Origin of the sequence: Geobacillus thermocatenulatus (genome assembly GCF_002217655.1) — a bacterium.
In the GTDB taxonomy this organism is placed as follows: Bacteria; Bacillota; Bacilli; order Bacillales; family Anoxybacillaceae; genus Geobacillus; species Geobacillus thermocatenulatus.
In genome coordinates this window covers 1,619,054-1,636,867 of sequence record NZ_NEWK01000002.1, presented here as the reverse complement: position 1 = coordinate 1,636,867, position 17,814 = coordinate 1,619,054, and the positions used below count along the sequence as shown (strand labels likewise).

18 protein-coding genes, 2 tRNA genes, 1 rRNA gene and 1 pseudogene are annotated in these 17,814 nt (G+C 50.3%); 18 read left to right on the top strand and 4 right to left on the bottom strand.

The window, feature by feature from the left end:
- Positions 1-2: 2 nt before the first annotated feature.
- The 10 genes and pseudogenes from B9L19_RS17245 to tsaD all read left to right on the top strand — a co-directional run bounded on the left by B9L19_RS17245 (position 3) and on the right by tsaD (position 5,899).
- Positions 3-76, top strand: a tRNA-Pro gene (locus tag B9L19_RS17245).
- 170 nt (positions 77-246) lie between these two features.
- A tRNA-Gly gene (locus tag B9L19_RS17240) sits at positions 247-320 on the top strand.
- A 231-nt stretch (positions 321-551) separates the two neighbouring features.
- Positions 552-662: pseudogene (locus B9L19_RS19710) on the top strand (ISNCY family transposase); the annotation flags it as partial.
- 162 nt (positions 663-824) lie between these two features.
- Positions 825-1,595, top strand: coding sequence for a hypothetical protein (locus tag B9L19_RS17235; protein ID WP_089113997.1), 771 nt, complete (start codon positions 825-827; stop codon positions 1,593-1,595).
- A 412-nt stretch (positions 1,596-2,007) separates the two neighbouring features.
- Positions 2,008-2,898, top strand: coding sequence for an ISNCY family transposase (locus B9L19_RS17230; RefSeq protein ID WP_025951019.1), 891 nt, complete (start codon positions 2,008-2,010; stop codon positions 2,896-2,898).
- Between the two features lie 34 nt (positions 2,899-2,932).
- Positions 2,933-3,049: ribosomal RNA gene (gene rrf / locus B9L19_RS17225) — 5S ribosomal RNA — on the top strand.
- 232 nt (positions 3,050-3,281) lie between these two features.
- Entirely contained in the window at positions 3,282-3,740 is a 459-nt protein-coding gene (gene tsaE / locus B9L19_RS17220; RefSeq protein WP_025948785.1) for a tRNA (adenosine(37)-N6)-threonylcarbamoyltransferase complex ATPase subunit type 1 TsaE, read from the top strand.
- Positions 3,737-4,477: a tRNA (adenosine(37)-N6)-threonylcarbamoyltransferase complex dimerization subunit type 1 TsaB gene (gene tsaB, locus B9L19_RS17215; RefSeq protein ID WP_025948786.1), complete on the top strand. Its 741-nt coding sequence runs from the start codon at positions 3,737-3,739 to the stop codon at positions 4,475-4,477. The genes tsaE and tsaB overlap by 4 nt, the downstream gene beginning before the upstream one ends.
- Positions 4,437-4,889 carry a ribosomal protein S18-alanine N-acetyltransferase gene (gene rimI / locus B9L19_RS17210; RefSeq protein ID WP_047752388.1) on the top strand — a complete coding sequence of 151 codons (453 nt, stop codon included), beginning with the start codon at positions 4,437-4,439 and terminating at the stop codon, positions 4,887-4,889. Before tsaB ends, rimI begins: the two co-directional genes overlap by 41 nt.
- Entirely contained in the window at positions 4,886-5,899 is a 1,014-nt protein-coding gene (tsaD, locus tag B9L19_RS17205; protein ID WP_089113996.1) for a tRNA (adenosine(37)-N6)-threonylcarbamoyltransferase complex transferase subunit TsaD, read from the top strand. Before rimI ends, tsaD begins: the two co-directional genes overlap by 4 nt.
- Before the next feature lie 322 nt (positions 5,900-6,221).
- Here tsaD and B9L19_RS17195 read toward each other — a convergent pair whose 3' ends face one another.
- Complete coding sequence (locus B9L19_RS17195; protein ID WP_047752385.1) at positions 6,222-8,159, bottom strand: ABC-F family ATP-binding cassette domain-containing protein; 1,938 nt, start codon at positions 8,157-8,159, stop codon at positions 6,222-6,224.
- 97 nt (positions 8,160-8,256) lie between these two features.
- On the opposite strand from B9L19_RS17195, the gene moaC reads away from it, so the two are divergent.
- Genes moaC through tatC form a run of 4 tightly spaced genes read left to right on the top strand, consistent with a single transcriptional unit; the run spans position 8,257 to position 10,336 of the window.
- Positions 8,257-8,745 (top strand): cyclic pyranopterin monophosphate synthase MoaC, encoded by a 489-nt coding sequence (moaC, locus tag B9L19_RS17190; protein WP_025948790.1) that lies wholly within the window; start codon positions 8,257-8,259, stop codon positions 8,743-8,745.
- Positions 8,746-8,760: 15 nt separating this feature from the next.
- Complete coding sequence (locus B9L19_RS17185) at positions 8,761-9,423, top strand: redox-sensing transcriptional repressor Rex (protein ID WP_025948791.1); 663 nt, start codon at positions 8,761-8,763, stop codon at positions 9,421-9,423.
- Positions 9,420-9,572 carry a twin-arginine translocase TatA/TatE family subunit gene (locus B9L19_RS17180; protein WP_025948792.1) on the top strand — a complete coding sequence of 51 codons (153 nt, stop codon included), beginning with the start codon at positions 9,420-9,422 and terminating at the stop codon, positions 9,570-9,572. Before B9L19_RS17185 ends, B9L19_RS17180 begins: the two co-directional genes overlap by 4 nt.
- Positions 9,573-9,592: 20 nt before the next feature.
- On the top strand, positions 9,593-10,336 hold the full coding sequence (tatC, locus tag B9L19_RS17175; RefSeq protein ID WP_025948793.1) for a twin-arginine translocase subunit TatC: 744 nt from the start codon (positions 9,593-9,595) through the stop codon (positions 10,334-10,336).
- 175 nt (positions 10,337-10,511) lie between these two features.
- Here tatC and B9L19_RS17170 read toward each other — a convergent pair whose 3' ends face one another.
- Both B9L19_RS17170 and B9L19_RS17165 read right to left on the bottom strand, forming a co-directional pair.
- A complete protein-coding gene (locus B9L19_RS17170) occupies positions 10,512-10,691 on the bottom strand; it encodes a YdiK family protein (protein WP_025948794.1) in 180 nt (59 codons plus the stop codon).
- Positions 10,688-11,422 (bottom strand): CPBP family intramembrane glutamic endopeptidase, encoded by a 735-nt coding sequence (locus B9L19_RS17165; protein WP_025948795.1) that lies wholly within the window; start codon positions 11,420-11,422, stop codon positions 10,688-10,690. The genes B9L19_RS17170 and B9L19_RS17165 overlap by 4 nt, the downstream gene beginning before the upstream one ends.
- Positions 11,423-11,781: 359 nt before the next feature.
- On the opposite strand from B9L19_RS17165, the gene groES reads away from it, so the two are divergent.
- From groES to fumC, 3 genes are all read left to right on the top strand, one after another.
- Positions 11,782-12,066 carry a co-chaperone GroES gene (gene groES, locus B9L19_RS17160; protein WP_025948796.1) on the top strand — a complete coding sequence of 95 codons (285 nt, stop codon included), beginning with the start codon at positions 11,782-11,784 and terminating at the stop codon, positions 12,064-12,066.
- Positions 12,067-12,174: 108 nt separating this feature from the next.
- Positions 12,175-13,791: a chaperonin GroEL gene (groL, locus tag B9L19_RS17155; protein ID WP_025948797.1), complete on the top strand. Its 1,617-nt coding sequence runs from the start codon at positions 12,175-12,177 to the stop codon at positions 13,789-13,791.
- A gap of 208 nt (positions 13,792-13,999) precedes the next feature.
- Positions 14,000-15,370 (top strand): class II fumarate hydratase, encoded by a 1,371-nt coding sequence (gene fumC, locus B9L19_RS17150; protein WP_047752384.1) that lies wholly within the window; start codon positions 14,000-14,002, stop codon positions 15,368-15,370.
- A 134-nt stretch (positions 15,371-15,504) separates the two neighbouring features.
- On the opposite strand, the gene B9L19_RS17145 is transcribed toward fumC, so the two are convergent.
- On the bottom strand, positions 15,505-16,728 hold the full coding sequence (locus B9L19_RS17145; protein WP_047752383.1) for an Nramp family divalent metal transporter: 1,224 nt from the start codon (positions 16,726-16,728) through the stop codon (positions 15,505-15,507).
- 129 nt (positions 16,729-16,857) lie between these two features.
- Between B9L19_RS17145 and B9L19_RS17140 the strand changes: the two genes are divergently transcribed.
- Complete coding sequence (locus B9L19_RS17140) at positions 16,858-17,814, top strand: AAA family ATPase (protein WP_047752382.1); 957 nt, start codon at positions 16,858-16,860, stop codon at positions 17,812-17,814.

The window sequence follows — 17,814 nt, the reverse complement described above, 5'->3', positions numbered from 1 at the left end:
ATCGGGAAGTAGCTCAGCTTGGTAGAGCACATGGTTTGGGACCATGGGGTCGCAGGTTCAAATCCTGTCTTCCCGATTTTGTTAAACTAAATATTATGCGGGTGTAGTTTAGTGGTAAAACCTCAGCCACGAGCCGTCACTTCGCCGAATACGCTTCGAGTTGCCCCGACGCATTCAGCTTCTTTGGAATGGGCTGGCAGAGGAAGGGGCATGAAAGATTGTGATAGGTGTTTCGTCAAAAATTATGCGGGTGTAGTTTAGTGGTAAAACCTCAGCCTTCCAAGCTGATGTCGTGGGTTCGATTCCCATCACCCGCTCCATGAAGAGTCCATAGGATTATTTCGTTCCTTGAAAACTGAACGAAACGAAGCGCGACGAAAAGCGGAGGCCGCATGGGCCAAAGCAAAAGCCAATCAACTTTCTTTTGGAGAGTTTGATCCTGGCTCAGGACGAACGCTGGCGGCGTGCCTAATACATGCAAGTCGAGCGGACCGAACGGGAGCTTGCTCTCGTTTGGTCAGCGGCGGACGGGTGAGTAACACGTGGGCAATAATGAGTTAAAGAGTGACGGGTTGGAACAGCCAAGATGGTATGGATTTCATCGATATGTACTGCATGTGTTATGTTGCATCCTTATGCATAACTTCGAGTTTTTACTCTAGTTTTGCAACACCATCCATAAACTTAAAACGGATGCATCTATAATTTTAAACACTGAATTAAACAGAATATATATAGAAAAGTGGGAATATATAGACGAGATTTCACAAAAAGTTAACGGGAGGAGTTATGTAGATTTTTATAAAGAGTATTTTGGAGAAATAATGAATTTTGTTTACTCTAAGAAAAAAGAAATACTTGAAACATTAAGAAGAAAGTTAAATGAACAGTCGAAAAACTATCTTCATTCTGATTTGAATTTAAACTCCATTATTAGGGATATAGAAGTAACCACTAAAGAAATGAGGTTGAATTGCAACTTTAACCAGATTCAAATCCTATATAATTCAAATCGTTTTTCAATGTATTTTAATTATAAAGAACAAAAATCGTTCATATTGTTAAAAACACCCAAAGATTATATAGATGTGCTAAAAATTTGGCATGAATTTGGGCATGCTATTCATTATCAGAATATGGATAACTCTCTCTCTTTTGTATTTACTAAATTACATAACCTACACAATATGGAAGGGATAGCAATACTATATCAATTATTAGGAAATAAATATTACAACCATCCATTAGATTATAAAATATACAATATGATGTGGTGGGCATTTGTTGAGTTTTTTTCCTTATTCGAATGGCTAAATGCAATCAAACAAAAGAACATATCCGACATATTTATGCGTAATTTACAATTTATTTTTGAAAAGGTTCCTACTTATCCTTGTCCTATAAGATATTTCAATAGAGGGTTTAAGTCTTTCAGATATATATTGGGATTGTTTCTTGCTCTTGGTATAAGTGATTATTTACATGAAAACCCTCGCATTTCAGGAGAATACATTAAAGAAATAATGTATAGTGGGGGAATCAATAAAAATAATGAACTCATTATAAAAGGTTATCAAAATATGGTGAATTCGTAATACTTACCCATAATAATGGTGTTTCTAAATACCCGAGTTCGACAGTTTTGAGGCCATTTTAGGCAAATGAAAATGGTTAAAATGCTGTGATATCAAGGATTTTACGATGCGGATCCTAGAAAAAAACGCTGAATTCCATAGGCACACGAATCATTTATTTTAACTTTTAAAAAAACTGAATATCGGTTATAATATAGGCATGTACATACGGCGAGTCACACGCAAAAACAAAGATGGAACGACCGTGGCGTATCTCCAGCTTGCTCACAACGAATGGGATCCGAAGGCCAAATATGCGAAAGGAACGTGTTGCAAAACGCATAACAAATGCATAAATGCACATAAAAATCCACCACCTTGGAAATCATATACAGTGACCAAAAAAACAACTCTCCAAGGGGTGGACACTATTATGATTTCCAATTGGAACAGCGAACATGCATGGACTTATGAAATTGACCCAATTTTAGAAGCATTATTTCGGTATATTGACTCGCTATCATTGCCGGAAACACCGTATGTGACAGGAAGACCGCCGGTGTCGAAAAAATCGTTGTTGAAATGTTTCTTTTTGAAAACCTATTTTTCCATTGATTCCTTGCGAAAATTAGTGCGCATCCTGCATCGTTTTCGCTGTTTTCAACGGGCCTGTGGGCTTGGTGAAGTCCCTCACCTTTCTACGTTTTCCCGTGCGGCGAAGTGGTTCCGGGAACAAGGATTTCCTGTTTTTCATGCACAGCTGCTCAAAGATCTAGAAGTACGTTATCCGCAAATCGTGCTGATCGACAGCACGGCCCTTCGAAGCAGTCTTTACGATTCACAGGCGAAGTGGGGAGTGTCCACCCGATATCACTGGTTTAAAGGATATAAACTCCATCTCTGCACCACCGCCGAGGGAATCATTTTATCTCATGTGTTGACCACAGCGAATCGAAATGATGCGGCAGTAGCACCAGAATTGCTTGTTTCTTTAAAGCAGTGGGATATCGAATTTGTATTGGGCGATGCCGCGTATGACAGTGAAAAGGTTCGTCAAACAGCAGAGCAGTCAGGAATCCTATTCATTTCCCCTATCAACCGCCGCAATAGCGAGGAACGAAAAGATGCCTATGGCCGGGTTCTTCCTGTCTTTTTGAAAACGAGATTTGGCCAATGGCTGTTTGGACTTCGTCGTGAGATTGAACGAGTATTTAATGAGTTAAAGAGTGACGGGTTGGAACAGCCAAGATGGTATGGATTTCATCGATATGTACTGCATGTGTTATGTTGCATCCTTATGCATAACTTCGAGTTTTTACTCTAGTTTTGCAACACCATCTCCAAGATGATCACCATTGCCTAGTGGCTATGGCGGAGGGGAAACACCCGTTCCCATCCCGAACACGGAAGTTAAGCCCTCCAGCGCCGATGGTAGTTGGGGCCAGCGCCCCTGCAAGAGTAGGTCGCTGCTAGGCAGCTTCATTCACCAGGGAGTTTCGACACGCCTCATTCCCTTTTCTTTTTTAGGGGCGATTACGCAACAGGGCGATCTGTCAGCGAGCCAAATGGCTATGCGGGATCGTCCTTTTTGTTTTCCCTTTTCTCCTATGCCTATTTTTCGTTTTGGAAGTGGCGGCAAGATGTTCGAATATGATACAATTTCAAAAGCAAGAGTGAAGATGATAAAAGGGGATAAGGTAGAACAAAATGAAAAAAATTGAAATTTTGGTGCATTCTCCGGAAGAAACGAAAACGGTGGCCCGCCGGTTGGCGGAACATCTTGAGCCGGGAATGGTCATCGCATTAGAAGGTGATCTCGGGGCGGGAAAGACAACGTTTACGAAAGGTCTTGCTGAAGGACTGGGCATTACGCAAACGGTCAATAGCCCGACGTTTACGATTATTAAGCAATATGATGGTCGGCTTCCGCTTTATCATATGGATGTATACCGACTTGAAGATGAATGGGAAGATCTTGGATTTGACGAATATTTTGCTGGCGATGGCGTTACGGTTGTTGAATGGGCGCATTTGATCGCCGGCCAGTTGCCTGAGGAACGGCTGACTGTTTTCTTGTTTCATCGAGGCGGTGATGAGCGGTTGCTTCGCTTTGAGCCGTCGGGGGAGCGTTATGAACAGTTGTGCAAGGAGATTTTTCCGTCATGAAAGTATTGGGAATTGATACATCGAATATGCCGCTTGGCATTGCGTTGGTAGATGGTGATGTCGTGAAAGGGGAATTCATCACCAATGTGAAAAAAGACCATTCATCTCGGGCGATGCCAGCCATTGAGTTGTTGCTTCGACGATGTGACGTTGCTCCAAAAGATCTCGATTTAATCGTTGTAGCGAAAGGGCCGGGGTCGTATACCGGGGTGCGGATCGGCGTGACGATTGCGAAAACGCTTGCTTGGTCGCTCGGTATTCCGATCGCCGGGGTGTCGAGCCTTGAGGTGCTCGCCGCCAATGGCCGTTATTTTCCTGGGGTGATCGTTCCGCTGTTTGACGCACGGCGCGGACAAATTTACACCGGTCTTTATCGCTACGAAGGCGGCGCGCTCCGCTGTCTTGAGGAGGACAGGATTGTGGCGGCGGATGAGTGGGCGCGTTGGTTGAGCAAGCAGGAAGAGGATGTATTGTTCATTGGTGCGGATGCACCGCTATATCGTGATTTGTTTCGAAGTCATTTAGGCGAACGGGTTCACGTGGCCCCGCCGTCTTTGGCGTTGCCGCGTCCGAGCGAGTTGGTGATGCTAGGCAAACAAAAAGAGCGCGAGAACGCCCATCTGTTTGTGCCGAACTACCTCCGCCTTGCCGAGGCGGAGGTGAAATGGCTCGCGAAACAAAAAGGGGAACAGAACGATGGGGATCAATGTTCAATTTCGGCCAATGACCATTCATGACATTGATGAAGTCGTGCGAGTCGAGCAGGCATCGTTTACTGCGCCTTGGAGTCGTGAATCGTTTTATAACGAGCTCATGTACAACCGCTACGCCAAATATATCGTCATGGTGTACAACGGGCGGATCATTGGGTATGGTGGGATGTGGCTTGTCATCGATGAGGCGCATGTGACGAATGTAGCCGTGTTGCCGCAGTTTCGTGGGCAAAAGCTTGGTGAAGCGCTCATGCGATGCTTGATGGACATGGCCAGGCAGCGCGGGGCGGCGACGATGACGCTTGAGGTGCGTGTGTCCAATCATGTGGCTCAGTCGCTGTACCGAAAGCTTGGGTTTCGCAACGGAGGCATTCGCAAACGGTATTATCCGGATAACTTTGAAGACGCGTTAGTCATGTGGGTGAAGCTGATATGAATGAAGATGTATATATGTTAGGTATTGAAACGAGCTGCGATGAAACGGCCGCAGCAGTCGTGAAAAACGGAAGAGAGGCTTTATCGAATGTAGTGGCGTCGCAAATGGAAAGCCATCGGCGGTTTGGCGGCGTCGTGCCGGAAATTGCTTCCCGCCATCATGTGGAGCAAATTACGCTTGTGATTGAAGAAGCGATGCAGCAGGCCGGCGTATCGTTTGCGGACCTTGATGCGGTGGCGGTGACGGCCGGACCGGGGCTTGTTGGAGCGCTTCTTGTCGGGGTCAACGCGGCGAAAGCGTTAGCGTTTGCCCATGGATTGCCGCTTATTGGGGTGCATCATATCGCCGGTCATATTTACGCCAATCAATTAGTGACCGAAATGAAGTTCCCGCTGTTGGCGCTCGTCGTTTCCGGTGGTCATACGGAACTCGTGTTCATGAAGGAGCACGGGAATTTTGTGGTGATCGGTGAAACGCGCGATGACGCTGCCGGTGAGGCGTATGACAAGGTGGCGCGGGCTTTAGGCCTTCCGTACCCAGGAGGACCGCACATCGACCGGCTGGCTCATGAGGGCGAGCCCGTGATGGATTTGCCGCGAGCGTGGCTTGAGGAAGGTTCGTATGATTTCAGCTTCAGTGGTTTAAAATCGGCGGTTCTCAATGCGCTCCACAATGCGAAGCAGCGCGGTGAGGAGATCGATCCGAGACAGATGGCCGCGAGCTTTCAGGCCAGCGTGATCGATGTGCTGGTGACGAAAACGGCGCAGGCCGCCAAAGAATACGGCGTACGGCAAGTGCTGCTCGCCGGCGGGGTGGCGGCCAACCGTGGGCTGCGGGCTGCACTGCAGGAGAAAATGAAAGAGCTTCCCGACGTGGAGCTTGTCATCCCGCCGTTATCGCTATGCACCGATAATGCGGCGATGATTGCCGTTGCGGGAACCGTGTTATATCAACAAGGAAAGCGGGCTGATTTGGCGCTCAACGCCAATCCAAGCTTGCCGCTTGTCTAGGCAGTTGAGCTGAAACGAGAAAGACACAAAAGGGCGATCCGTTTGCCTGCCGCAAACGGATCGCCCTTTTTGTTTTCGTGTGAAAAAAGGTTGTGTATATTTTTATCCACAAATCTGTGGACAATGTGGAAAAAGAGGTAAAACACGATCAACATAAGAAAAACAATACACAGCGATTTTTGTGCAAAAGGAAGATGCTTTTTGTGGATAGTGTGGAAAAGTTGGTGAATAACTTATATTCCATGGTGGAAATTGTGGATTCTTTTGTGGATAATGTGACTAACTAAAGAACAACCCGCCTCTAGTTTCGGCGGGTTGTCGTTTATAGTGAAGTATAAAGTTGTTCCCATTCGGCCAATAACATTTCGACTCGTTGCTTTCGCTCGTCGTTTTCTTGCGTCAATCGTTGCATCGTCTCATAGTCGCTGTAAACGGATGGATCACAAAGTTGCTGTTCGATCTCCGCGATTTGTGCTTCAAGCGCTGCAATCTCGGCTTCGATTTCATCCAAGCGGCGCTGCCGTTGGCGCCGTCGTTTTTTTTCCTCTTTTTCTTGCTCGTACGTTGTTTTGACAGAATCGCTTGCCGTTTCTGCCGGGCGGACGTTCAGGAGCGCCAGTTCGCGCATTTCTTCTTTTTTGGCGATGTAGTAATCATAGTCGCCTAAGTATTCCGTTAGGCCTCTGCTGGAAAGTTCAAACACCTTTGTTGCGATTCGGTTGATGAAATAGCGGTCATGGGAAACGAACAAAATCGTTCCCGGGTAGTCGATGAGTGCTTGCTCGAGCACCTCTTTGCTGTCGAGGTCGAGATGGTTTGTCGGTTCGTCCAAAAGAAGGACATTTGCTTTTTGCAACATCAGCTTGGCGAGCGAAAGGCGTGCTTTCTCCCCGCCGCTTAAAGCGGAGACCGGTTTTAAAACGTCATCGCCGGAAAACAGGAAGTTGCCGAGCACGGTGCGAATTTCTTTTTCCGTCTTTTCGGGGTAGGCGTCCCACAGCTCGTCAAGCACCCGTTTGTTCGATGACAAATCAGCTTGGTCTTGATCGTAATAGCCGATTTGGACGTTTGCGCCGTAGCGGAGCTCTCCTGTTTGGATAGGGAGTTTTCGGGCGATCGCCTTCAGCAATGTCGACTTGCCGATGCCGTTTGGCCCGACTAGAGCGACGCTTTCGCCGCGCGTGATGCGGAAGCTGATTTGGCGGATGATGGGTGCACCGTCGCCATAGCCAACGGCTATGTCTTCAGCGGTGAGCACTTCATAGCCGCTCGGCCGATCGATCGAGAACGAAAAGGAGGCTGATTTTTCATCGCCGACAGGCCGTTCGAGCCGTTCTATTTTTTCCAGTTGCTTTCGCCGGCTTTGCGCCCGTTTGGCCGTCGAGGCACGGGCGATGTTGCGCTGGATGAAGTCTTGGAGTCGGGCGATTTCTTCTTGCTGTTTCTCGTATCGTTTTAGCTCTTGTTCGTATTGCTCGGCCCGCAACTCCAAATAGCGGCTGTAGTTGCCGGCATAGTGTTTGAGCGTGGCATTCGACAGTTCGTATACGTCGGTGACGATTTTGTCTAAAAAGTAGCGGTCGTGGGAAACAACCAGGACGGCACCGGGATAGGCTTGCAAGTACTGCTCCAGCCAGGCGAGCGTCTCAAGATCCAAATGGTTCGTGGGCTCGTCCAAAATCAATAAATCCGGCTTGGACAACAGCAATTTCCCAAGGGCAAGCCGCGTCCGCTGTCCGCCGCTTAACGACGAGATCGGCGTTGTTTTATAATCATAGGAGGAAAACTGCAGCCCGTGCAAAACGGAGCGGATGTCGGCTTCGTATTGGTAGCCGCCTTGTTCTTTATATTGTTCTTGCAGTTCGTCATACGTTTTCAACGTTTTTTCATAGCGAGCGGGATCGGCGAGTACGTCTGGGTCGCCGAGTTGCATGCTGAGTTCGGCAAGCTGTTTTTCGAGTCCTAGAAGCGGGGTGAATACCTCAAGCATTTCGTCCCAAATGGAACGCGGCGAGTCGAGCCCGCTGTTTTGCGCGCTGTTTTGCGCCAAATAGCCAATTTTGATATGGTTTGGTTTGATGATGTTGCCGCTGTCGAAAGAGAGTTCACCGGCGATGATTTTCAACAATGTCGATTTTCCCGCTCCGTTGCGGCCGACAAGGGCCATTCGGTCGCGGGACTGTATTTCTAGTTTTATATTCGATAAAATAAGGTCAGCGCCGAAATATTTCGTGAGCCCGTGCACTTGCAAAATGATCATGTCAGTTCACCTCGCGAATAGTTTAACGTAAGTCGCAAAAACGGTCAAAGACGAATGATGAAAAATCGTGTATAGTGTATAAATGGAGGAGATTGTCTTGTCGTCATTCACTCATTTCAATGAACAAGGGCGCGCGAAAATGGTTGATATTACGCACAAAGAAGATACCGTGCGAGTGGCTGTGGCGCAAACGAGCGTGACGGTCAGCCGGGAAATTTACGAAAAAATGACGAGCAATGCGATCGAGAAAGGGGATGTGCTTGCCGTCGCTCAAGTGGCGGGGGTGATGGCAGCGAAGAAGACAGCTGACCTTATTCCAATGTGCCACCCGCTCATGTTAAAGGGGGTGGACATTGCTTTTGCTTGGGAAAACGATGGAGGAGCGCATAAGCTCGTCATCACGGCAACGGTGAAAACGAAAGGGAGCACAGGGGTGGAAATGGAAGCGCTGACGGCTGCTTCGGTCTGTGCGTTGACGGTATATGATATGTGCAAGGCGCTTGATAAAGGAATGGTCATCGGTCCGACGTATTTGATCGAAAAAACGGGCGGGAAGTCTGGCCATTACCGACGAAAAACCGATTAGCTAGGGGATGAGATCATGAGCAACGAACAACCGAAAATTCCGCAGGCAACCGCCAAACGGCTGCCGCTTTACTATCGGTTTTTGAAAAACTTGCACGCTTCCGGCAAGCAACGCGTCTCCTCTGCCGAGTTGAGCGAGGCGGTGAAAGTCGATCCGGCGACGATCCGCCGTGATTTCTCCTATTTTGGGGCGCTTGGCAAAAAAGGATACGGGTATAATGTCCATTATTTGTTGTCGTTTTTCCGCCGGACGCTTGAAGAGGATGAGGTGACCGAAGTCGCCTTGTTTGGCGTCGGCAATTTAGGCACCGCCTTTTTAAACTATAATTTTTCGAAAAATAACAATACGAAAATTGTGATGGCGTTTGATGTTGATGAGCGGAAAGTCGGGACGACAGTCGGCGGAGTGCCGGTCTATCATCTCGATGAGTTGGAGGAACGGCTTCACGAAAACATCCCGGTCGCCATTTTAACTGTGCCGGCCGCCGCGGCTCAAGCGCTGACCGACCGCCTTGTCGCGCAAGGAATTAAAGGCATTTTAAACTTTACTCCGGCGCGGTTGAACGTCCCTAACCATATTCGCGTCCATCATATCGATTTAGCCATTGAGCTGCAGTCGCTCGTTTATTTTTTGAAAAATTATCCATCGTCATCGTCAAAAGGAGAGAACCATACATGAAATATTTATTGCTCGTTCTTGTCATTTTGTTGCTGTTTGGCACGAAAAAGCTGCCGGAGTTGGGGCGGTCGCTCGGCCAGTCGCTTCGCGAGTTTAAAGATGCCACAAAAGGGCTTGCTGATGAAGAAAAAACGAAAACCGACCGATGACAAGGCAGGATGAGGAAACAATGAATGACAAAGAAATGTCGGTGTATGAGCATCTGGGCGAACTGCGGAAACGGCTCATCATCGTGCTCGTCTTTTTTGCTGCGGCGCTTGTCGTTAGTTTCTTTTTTGTCGATGATGTCATTTTGTATTTGCAGCGAACGGCCGAGGCGAAGCATTTGACTATGAACGCCTTCCGCCTCACCGATCCGATTAAAGTGTATTTTCAGTTTGCCTTTGTCATCGCAGCTGTGCTGTCGGCTCCGGTGCTGTTGTATCAAATTTGGGCGTTTGTCAGCCCTGGTCTGTATGAAAAAGAGCGGAAAGTGACGTTAAGCTATATCCCAGCGTCGATCGTTCTTTTTTTAGCAGGCGTCAGCTTCGCTTATTTCGTCTTGTTTCCGTTTGTCGTTCGATTTATGAGCCAGCTGGCTGACCAATTAGGGGTTCAACAAATGATCGGCATTAATGAATATTTTCAGTTTTTGCTTCAGCTCGTGCTGCCGTTTGGCATCGTATTTCAGCTTCCGATTGTTGTGCTGTTTTTCACTCGCTTAGGGCTTATTACGCCGCAGCTTCTTGTTCGCATCCGCAAGTATGCGTATTTAGCGCTGCTTATTTTAGCAGCGGTCATTACGCCGCCGGATGTGCTATCGCAAGTGATCGTCATGATTCCGCTCACCATTTTGTATGAAGGAAGCATTTGGGTGGCGCGCATCGGCTATCGGAAAGCGCAGCGAGCAACTGAACAGGAAGGCAATGAGTGAGGCGGAACGAAAAACATGGAGGGGAAAGCGAGCAAGGCCGGGCCAAACGAAGGGGCTGTCTCAAAAGCCACAAAACAGGGCTTTGGGGCCGGCCTCTTGTTTTTTGTTTCCATATATGATCGCCGCCATGAGATCGATGTTCTGGCCCCCTCCCGTGCGAATCACGAGAAGGGGGTCAGCGTTTTGAGGCGAAAAGAAGACGAAGGGCGGTGCCGAAATCAAAGGCAGCGAGCGCCGCCAACGCGATGGTGGAGACGTTCCAAATCGTTTCATGAACGCTTTCGATCGCCAAATACGTAAACAGGAAGCCCAAGATGAAATACGGAAGAGAAAACAGCCGCGGATGGCGCGTCATAGCCAAACCCTCCAAACGGCCAGCGGCAGTTCGGCCTGGCGCATCATTTTCTCAAGCTCGTCGGCCAATAGCGTCTGGATGGCGACGACGAACGTATTCATGGCGACATGGGCGAAAATCGGCACGAAAATGCGTCCGGTTTTGGCATATAAAAACGCGAAGACCATTCCCATAGATGTGTACAGAAGCAAATGTTCCGGTTCCATATGGACAATGGCAAACAGAAGCGAACTGACAACTGCAGCAGGCCAAAAGTTGTATTTTTCATAAAGTGAGCCGAAAATGATTTTGCGGAAGATGAGCTCTTCCAAAATCGGGCCGATGATGGACGTGACGACGATAAGCAACGGCGTCAGGCGGATGATATCGATGATTTGCCTTGTATTGTCCGACCCTGGTTTGATGCCGAGCAGCCGCCATTCGATGTTGGCGGCGATGCTTTGGGCAGCGAGTGCCAAAAAGACGCCTAAGACCGCCCACATCCATGACGAGGCGAGCGGCAGCCGCCGCATCGTTCGTTCGTCGCGGTCACCGCGGAGCAGCCATAGGATCATAACAAAAGCGAGCAGGAAACTAATGATCGCCCAATACCCAGAAGCCAGTTTGGCGGCTTCGACACGGTTTTCCGCTCCTTGGCCGACGCCGAGGGCGCGAAGAAGCGGCACGCCGACAAAGGCGGACAGCTGCATGACGATATACGTGATGATGACGTACCAGTAGTTGCGTTTCAAACCTTCTACCCCTTTTATTTCAACATTATATTCGTATTGTAGCACATGTAGGGAGGAAATAGTAAGGAAAGTGCGCCTCGAAGCCCCCTGCCGCCGTTGTCAAAAAATTGGCCGAAGCTGTTTATCGACTTTGGAAATGTGCAATAATGAAAAAGGGCTCCGCAAGACAAGAAGCTTAAGACAAAGCCGGCCGGCTTAATGTTGCCCGTTCTTCTCTTGAAAGAGAAAAATAGTTATTTTTTTGCATTTCCTACTTGCAAAACGGAAAGAAGTTCATTAATATTATAAGTGTGTTAGCACTCAATAAAGATGAGTGCTAATAAGAACGGCGAAAACTATCGTTAAGGAGGTCGTTTCCCGTGTTGAAGCCATTAGGCGATCGCATTGTCATTGAAGTCGTGGAAACAGAAGAAAAAACGGCTAGCGGCATCGTGCTGCCGGATACGGCGAAAGAAAAACCGCAAGAAGGCCGCGTTGTCGCTGTCGGTGCAGGCCGCGTGCTCGATAACGGCCAACGCATCGCGCCGGAAGTCGAAGTCGGCGACCGCATCATCTTCTCGAAATATGCGGGCACAGAAGTGAAATATGACGGCAAAGAATACTTAATCTTGCGCGAAAGCGACATTTTGGCTGTTGTTCGCTAATATATGCGCTGATCACATAAATATTCCAAAAACATACTTTGATGCTTATTCTTCATACTTAATCTGATTTGTGGCGTTGCAATTCAATTCATAAGGAGGTAACGGGGTATGGCAAAACAAATCAAGTTCAGCGAAGAAGCGCGCCGTGCGATGTTGCGCGGGGTGGACAAACTTGCAGACGCAGTGAAAGTCACATTAGGTCCGAAAGGCCGCAACGTCGTATTGGAGAAAAAATTCGGTTCGCCGCTGATCACAAACGACGGGGTAACGATCGCGAAAGAAATCGAACTCGAAGACCCGTTTGAAAACATGGGCGCGAAACTGGTCGCTGAAGTCGCCAGCAAAACGAACGACATCGCTGGGGACGGTACAACAACCGCTACCGTATTGGCTCAAGCGATGATCCGTGAAGGCTTGAAAAACGTCGCAGCCGGCGCCAATCCGATGGGCATCCGCCGCGGGATTGAAAAAGCGGTTGCGGTTGCTGTTGAAGAATTAAAAGCCATCTCCAAACCGATCAAAGGGAAAGAGTCGATCGCCCAAGTGGCTGCGATTTCGGCTGCTGATGAAGAAGTCGGTCAATTGATCGCTGAAGCGATGGAACGCGTCGGCAACGACGGCGTCATCACGCTCGAAGAATCGAAAGGCTTCACGACAGAACTCGACGTTGTCGAAGGGATGCAATTCGACCGCGGTTACGTTTCGCCGTACATGATTACGGATACGGAAAAAATGGAAGCCGTTCTCGAAAATCCGTACATCTTGATTACGGACAAAAAAGTATCGAGCATCCAAGAGCTGTTGCCTGTTCTTGAGCAAGTCGTGCAACAAGGCCGTCCGCTCTTGATCATTGCGGAAGATGTTGAAGGCGAAGCATTGGCGACGCTTGTTGTCAACAAACTGCGCGGCACGTTCAATGCGGTAGCTGTCAAAGCGCCTGGCTTCGGCGACCGCCGCAAAGCGATGCTCGAAGACATCGCGATTTTGACAGGCGGCGAAGTCATCTCCGAAGAGCTCGGCCGCGAACTGAAATCGACAACGATCGCTTCGCTCGGCCGTGCGTCGAAAGTTGTTGTGACGAAAGAAACGACGACGATCGTCGAAGGCGCTGGCGATTCGGACCGCATCAAAGCGCGCATCAACCAAATCCGTGCGCAGCTTGAAGAAACGACGTCTGAATTCGACCGCGAAAAACTGCAAGAACGCTTGGCGAAACTCGCTGGCGGCGTAGCCGTCATCAAAGTCGGCGCAGCGACAGAAACGGAATTGAAAGAACGCAAACTGCGCATTGAAGATGCGCTCAACTCGACTCGTGCGGCGGTTGAAGAAGGCATTGTCGCTGGCGGCGGCACGGCTCTCATGAACGTTTACAACAAAGTTGCTGCCATCGAAGCGGAAGGCGATGAAGCAACCGGCGTGAAAATCGTCTTGCGCGCGATCGAAGAACCGGTTCGTCAAATCGCGCAAAACGCTGGTCTGGAAGGCTCGATCATCGTTGAGCGCCTGAAAAACGAAAAACCGGGCATCGGTTTCAACGCAGCAACAGGCGAATGGGTCGACATGATCGAAGCTGGCATCGTGGACCCGACGAAAGTCACTCGTTCGGCGCTGCAAAACGCTGCATCTGTCGCCGCCATGGTCTTGACGACAGAAGCGGTCGTTGCCGACAAACCGGAAGAAAACAAAGGCAACAACAATATGCCAGATATGGGCGGCATGATGTAATCTCGCCGCAAAAGCCTTGGAACACTGGGGGTTTCCCCGGTGTTCTTTTTGTTTTGACCACATGTAGACCACGAAATCATAAGTTAAGGTGGCATCCATACTTCGATGAACACAACGACTTGTTTTGCCTGCTCATTTGTTTCATTGCTGATTCTGGTTTTGGGTAAAATTAGAAATGGAAAGGCGATATCCAAAGGAGGAGAATAGAATGAACGTGCGGATTGAACGCGATTCGCTCGGCGAGGTGCAGGTGCCGGCCGATAAATACTGGGGGGCGCAGACGGAACGGAGCCGGCAAAACTTCCGCATCGGTACGGAAACAATGCCGTTGGAATTGATCTATGCGTATGCGGAGTTGAAAAAAGCGGCGGCGATCGTGAATCATCAGGCTGGAAAGCTGAGCGAAGCGAAGCAGCGGGCGATTGTGGCCGCGTGCGAGGAAATTTTGCAAGGCCGCTGGGATGAGCATTTTCCGCTCGTCGTCTGGCAGACCGGAAGCGGGACGCAGACGAATATGAACGTCAATGAAGTCGTGGCGAGGAGGGCGAATGAGCTGCTAGGTGACGGGGAAGGGCGCATTCACCCGAACGATGATGTCAACATGTCGCAAAGCTCGAACGACACATTCCCGACGGTGATGCATATCGCGATCTACACGAAAATCCAAACGCACCTCCTGCCGGCGCTTGATGGCTTGATCGAAACGTTCGCTGCGAAAGAACGACAATATGAGAAGACGATCAAAATCGGGCGCACCCACTTGCAAGACGCGACGCCGCTCACATTTGGGCAGGAGATTTCCGGCTGGCGGACGATGCTGGAGAAAAGCAAAACGATGATCATCGAATCGGCCGACAAGCTGCTCGATTTGGCGATCGGCGGCACGGCGGTCGGCACCGGAATCAATGCGCCGCCGGGATTTGGCGAGCAAGTGGCTGAGCGGCTGAAGGCGCAAACGGGTTATCCATTCCGCTCGGCCGCAAACAAATTCCACGCGTTGACCAGCCATGACGAGATTGTTTACGTCCACGGGGCGTTGAAGGCGCTCGCCGCCGATTTGATGAAAATCGCCAACGATATCCGCTGGCTGGCGAGCGGACCGCGCTCCGGGCTCGGGGAGATCACGATTCCAGCCAATGAACCGGGAAGCTCGATCATGCCGGGCAAAGTGAATCCGACGCAAAGCGAAGCGATGACGATGGTCGCTGTGCAAGTGTTCGGCAATGACGCTACGATCGGCTTTGCGGCGAGCCAAGGCAACTTCCAATTAAATGTGTTCAAGCCGGTCATCGCCTATAACGCCATCCAATCAGTGCAGCTGCTCGGCGATGCGATTCGTTCGTTTGATGAACGGTGCGCCAAAGGGTTGGAAGTGAACGAAGTGAAGATGAGGGAATACGTAGAGCGGTCGCTCATGCTCGTGACGGCGCTAAGCCCGCATATCGGCTATGACCGGGCGGCGGAAATCGCGAAGCTCGCCCATCGCGAAGGGTTGACGCTCAAGGAAGCGGCGTTGAAAACGGGCTATGTGACGGCGGCGCAGTACGAGGAATGGGTGAGGCCGGAGAAGATGATTTAGCGGCACAAAACGACGGGGAGATCAGCCGTGAGTGAATAGGCGGGCCAAAAACGCTCATCCCGATTCAAGGGATGAGCGTTTTTCCATTGAGACAGCCTCCTGCCGCCAGCTGGCTGCTTTGCACCGGGCAAATGTTAAGCAAACAGGCGCATGAGTTCATTAATCGACAAGACGGCAAACAGCGCTAGGCACAGGGTGAGCAGCACATTCGAGAGCCAATGGTTGCGCCCTTCGTCCGGAAGCGCTTTTTTCGAGTTGAGCAAGTAAAGCAACGTGACAGCCAAAAACGGCATAAACAGCGCGCCGAGCGCCCCGTAGGCGATAATGAGTCCGACCGGCTTGCCGATGAAATGCAAGAGCATCGGTGGGAACGTGAGCCAAAAGACATAGAATCGGAACGCTTTTGACTGGTTGAGCGATTGGGCGCCAACCGGCGTTTTCCGCATGTTGCGGACAAAATCGGCGAACAAATACGAAACGCCGTTCCAAACGCCGATGACCGATGTAAACGATGCCGACCAAAAGCCGAGCAAAAAGAGCCAGCGGGCGGCCGGGTGCAGCTCGTTGCCCATGATCGAAGCGAATGACACAAGCCCCTGCTCACCGCTGATCGTCGTGTCAGTGCCGTACAACAAGGCGGCCCCAAGCACGAGAAGCGACAACGTAAAGATGGCGGTGACAATATAGGCGACAGCGGAATCATAGCGCATCGGCGACACGTAAGCGCGCCCTTTCCAGCCGTTTTCCTGCAGCCAGTAGCCGTACGACGCCATGGTGATGGAGCCGCCGACGCCGCCAATTAACCCGAGAGCATACAAAAGCGAACCTTTCGGCAAATCTGGAACGGCCGTTTTCCAAAGATCATCGAGCTGCGGCAGGACAAGGAGCGCTGAGCCGACCACGGTAATGAACATGAGCCCGACGAGCACGTTCATCACCCGCTCAAACAATTGAAATCGTCCTGACCAAGTAATCGCAAAGCCAGCCACCCCATGGATGACGGCCCACGCCCAAAGCGGAATGGACGGGATCATCGCTGACATCGCCAAGGCGCATGATGACGTGCCGGCCGCCCCGTATACGAATCCCCAAATGATGGCGTACACGCCAAAATAAATTGAGGCCCATTTCCCCATTGACTGCCAGCCCTCGAAAATGGTTTTGCCGCTGAGCAAATGCCAACGGCCGACCCCTTCATTCAATACAAATTTGAACAATGCGCCGACGATGATCGCCCACATAAAGACAAGGCCGTAGTTCGTTCCGGCGACAAGGGCGGCCACCAAATCCCCGGCCCCGACTCCGGTCGCCGCGACGATCAGCCCCGGGCCGATCATTGTCCACTTCGATTTCCCCATATTTTCTCTTCCCCCTTGTTGCAAATGGATTCCAAAAGTTCCGTATATTCGATATTATAGTAGTAGTATAAACTGCGTCTTGTCTACCGCTGAAAGACCCATTCATTACTATAAAAGGAGTTTGATGTCATGACGATTCACGAGCCGCTGCTTCCCCCTTTTGAAAAGGTGGTCCGCAACATCGAGCAAGTCATCGTCGGAAAACGCGAAGTCATCATCCTTAGCTTAACAGCGTTATTGGCCAAAGGCCATGTGCTGCTTGAGGATGTGCCCGGCGTCGGTAAGACGATGCTCGTGCGTGCGCTGGCGAAATCGTTCAACGTGGAGCTCAAGCGCATCCAGTTTACGCCGGATTTGCTGCCGAGCGATGTGATCGGCGTTTCCGTCTACAACCCGAAAACACAGCAGTTTGAGTACAAGCCTGGGCCGATTGTCGCCCACATCGTGCTCGCGGACGAGATTAACCGGACGTCTCCGAAAACGCAATCGGCGCTCCTAGAAGCCATGGAAGAAGGGAGTGTAACTGTTGATGGCGTCACCCGGGCGCTGCCGCAGCCGTTTTTGGTGATGGCGACGCAAAATCCGATTGAATATGAAGGAACGTATCCGCTCCCCGAGGCCCAGCTTGATCGGTTTTTGGTGAAACTGCACATGGGCTATCCGTCTCCCGATGAGGAAATCGAAATGTTAAACCGGCTGGAAAAAGCGGCTCCGCTGTCGGAGATCGGACCGGTGATGCTGCTTGATGAACTGCTCGCCCTGCAGCGAAAGGTGATGGACGTGCATGTGAGCCACACAGTGAAACGGTATATCGTTGAGCTTGTCCAGCAAAGCCGTCAGCACGAAGCGGTCTATTTGGGCGTCAGCCCGCGCGGGTCAGTCGCCTTGATGAAGGCGGCGCAGGCGTACGCATGCATTCATGGCCGCGATTTTGTCATCCCCGATGATGTGCAGCAGCTCGCTCCATATGTGCTCGCCCACCGTCTCTTGATTCGTCCTGAAGCGCAATGGGACAAGCTTGACGCCGACGCCGTCATCAGACAACTCCTAGCCCGTACGCCGGTGCCGGTGCAAGGACGGCGATAA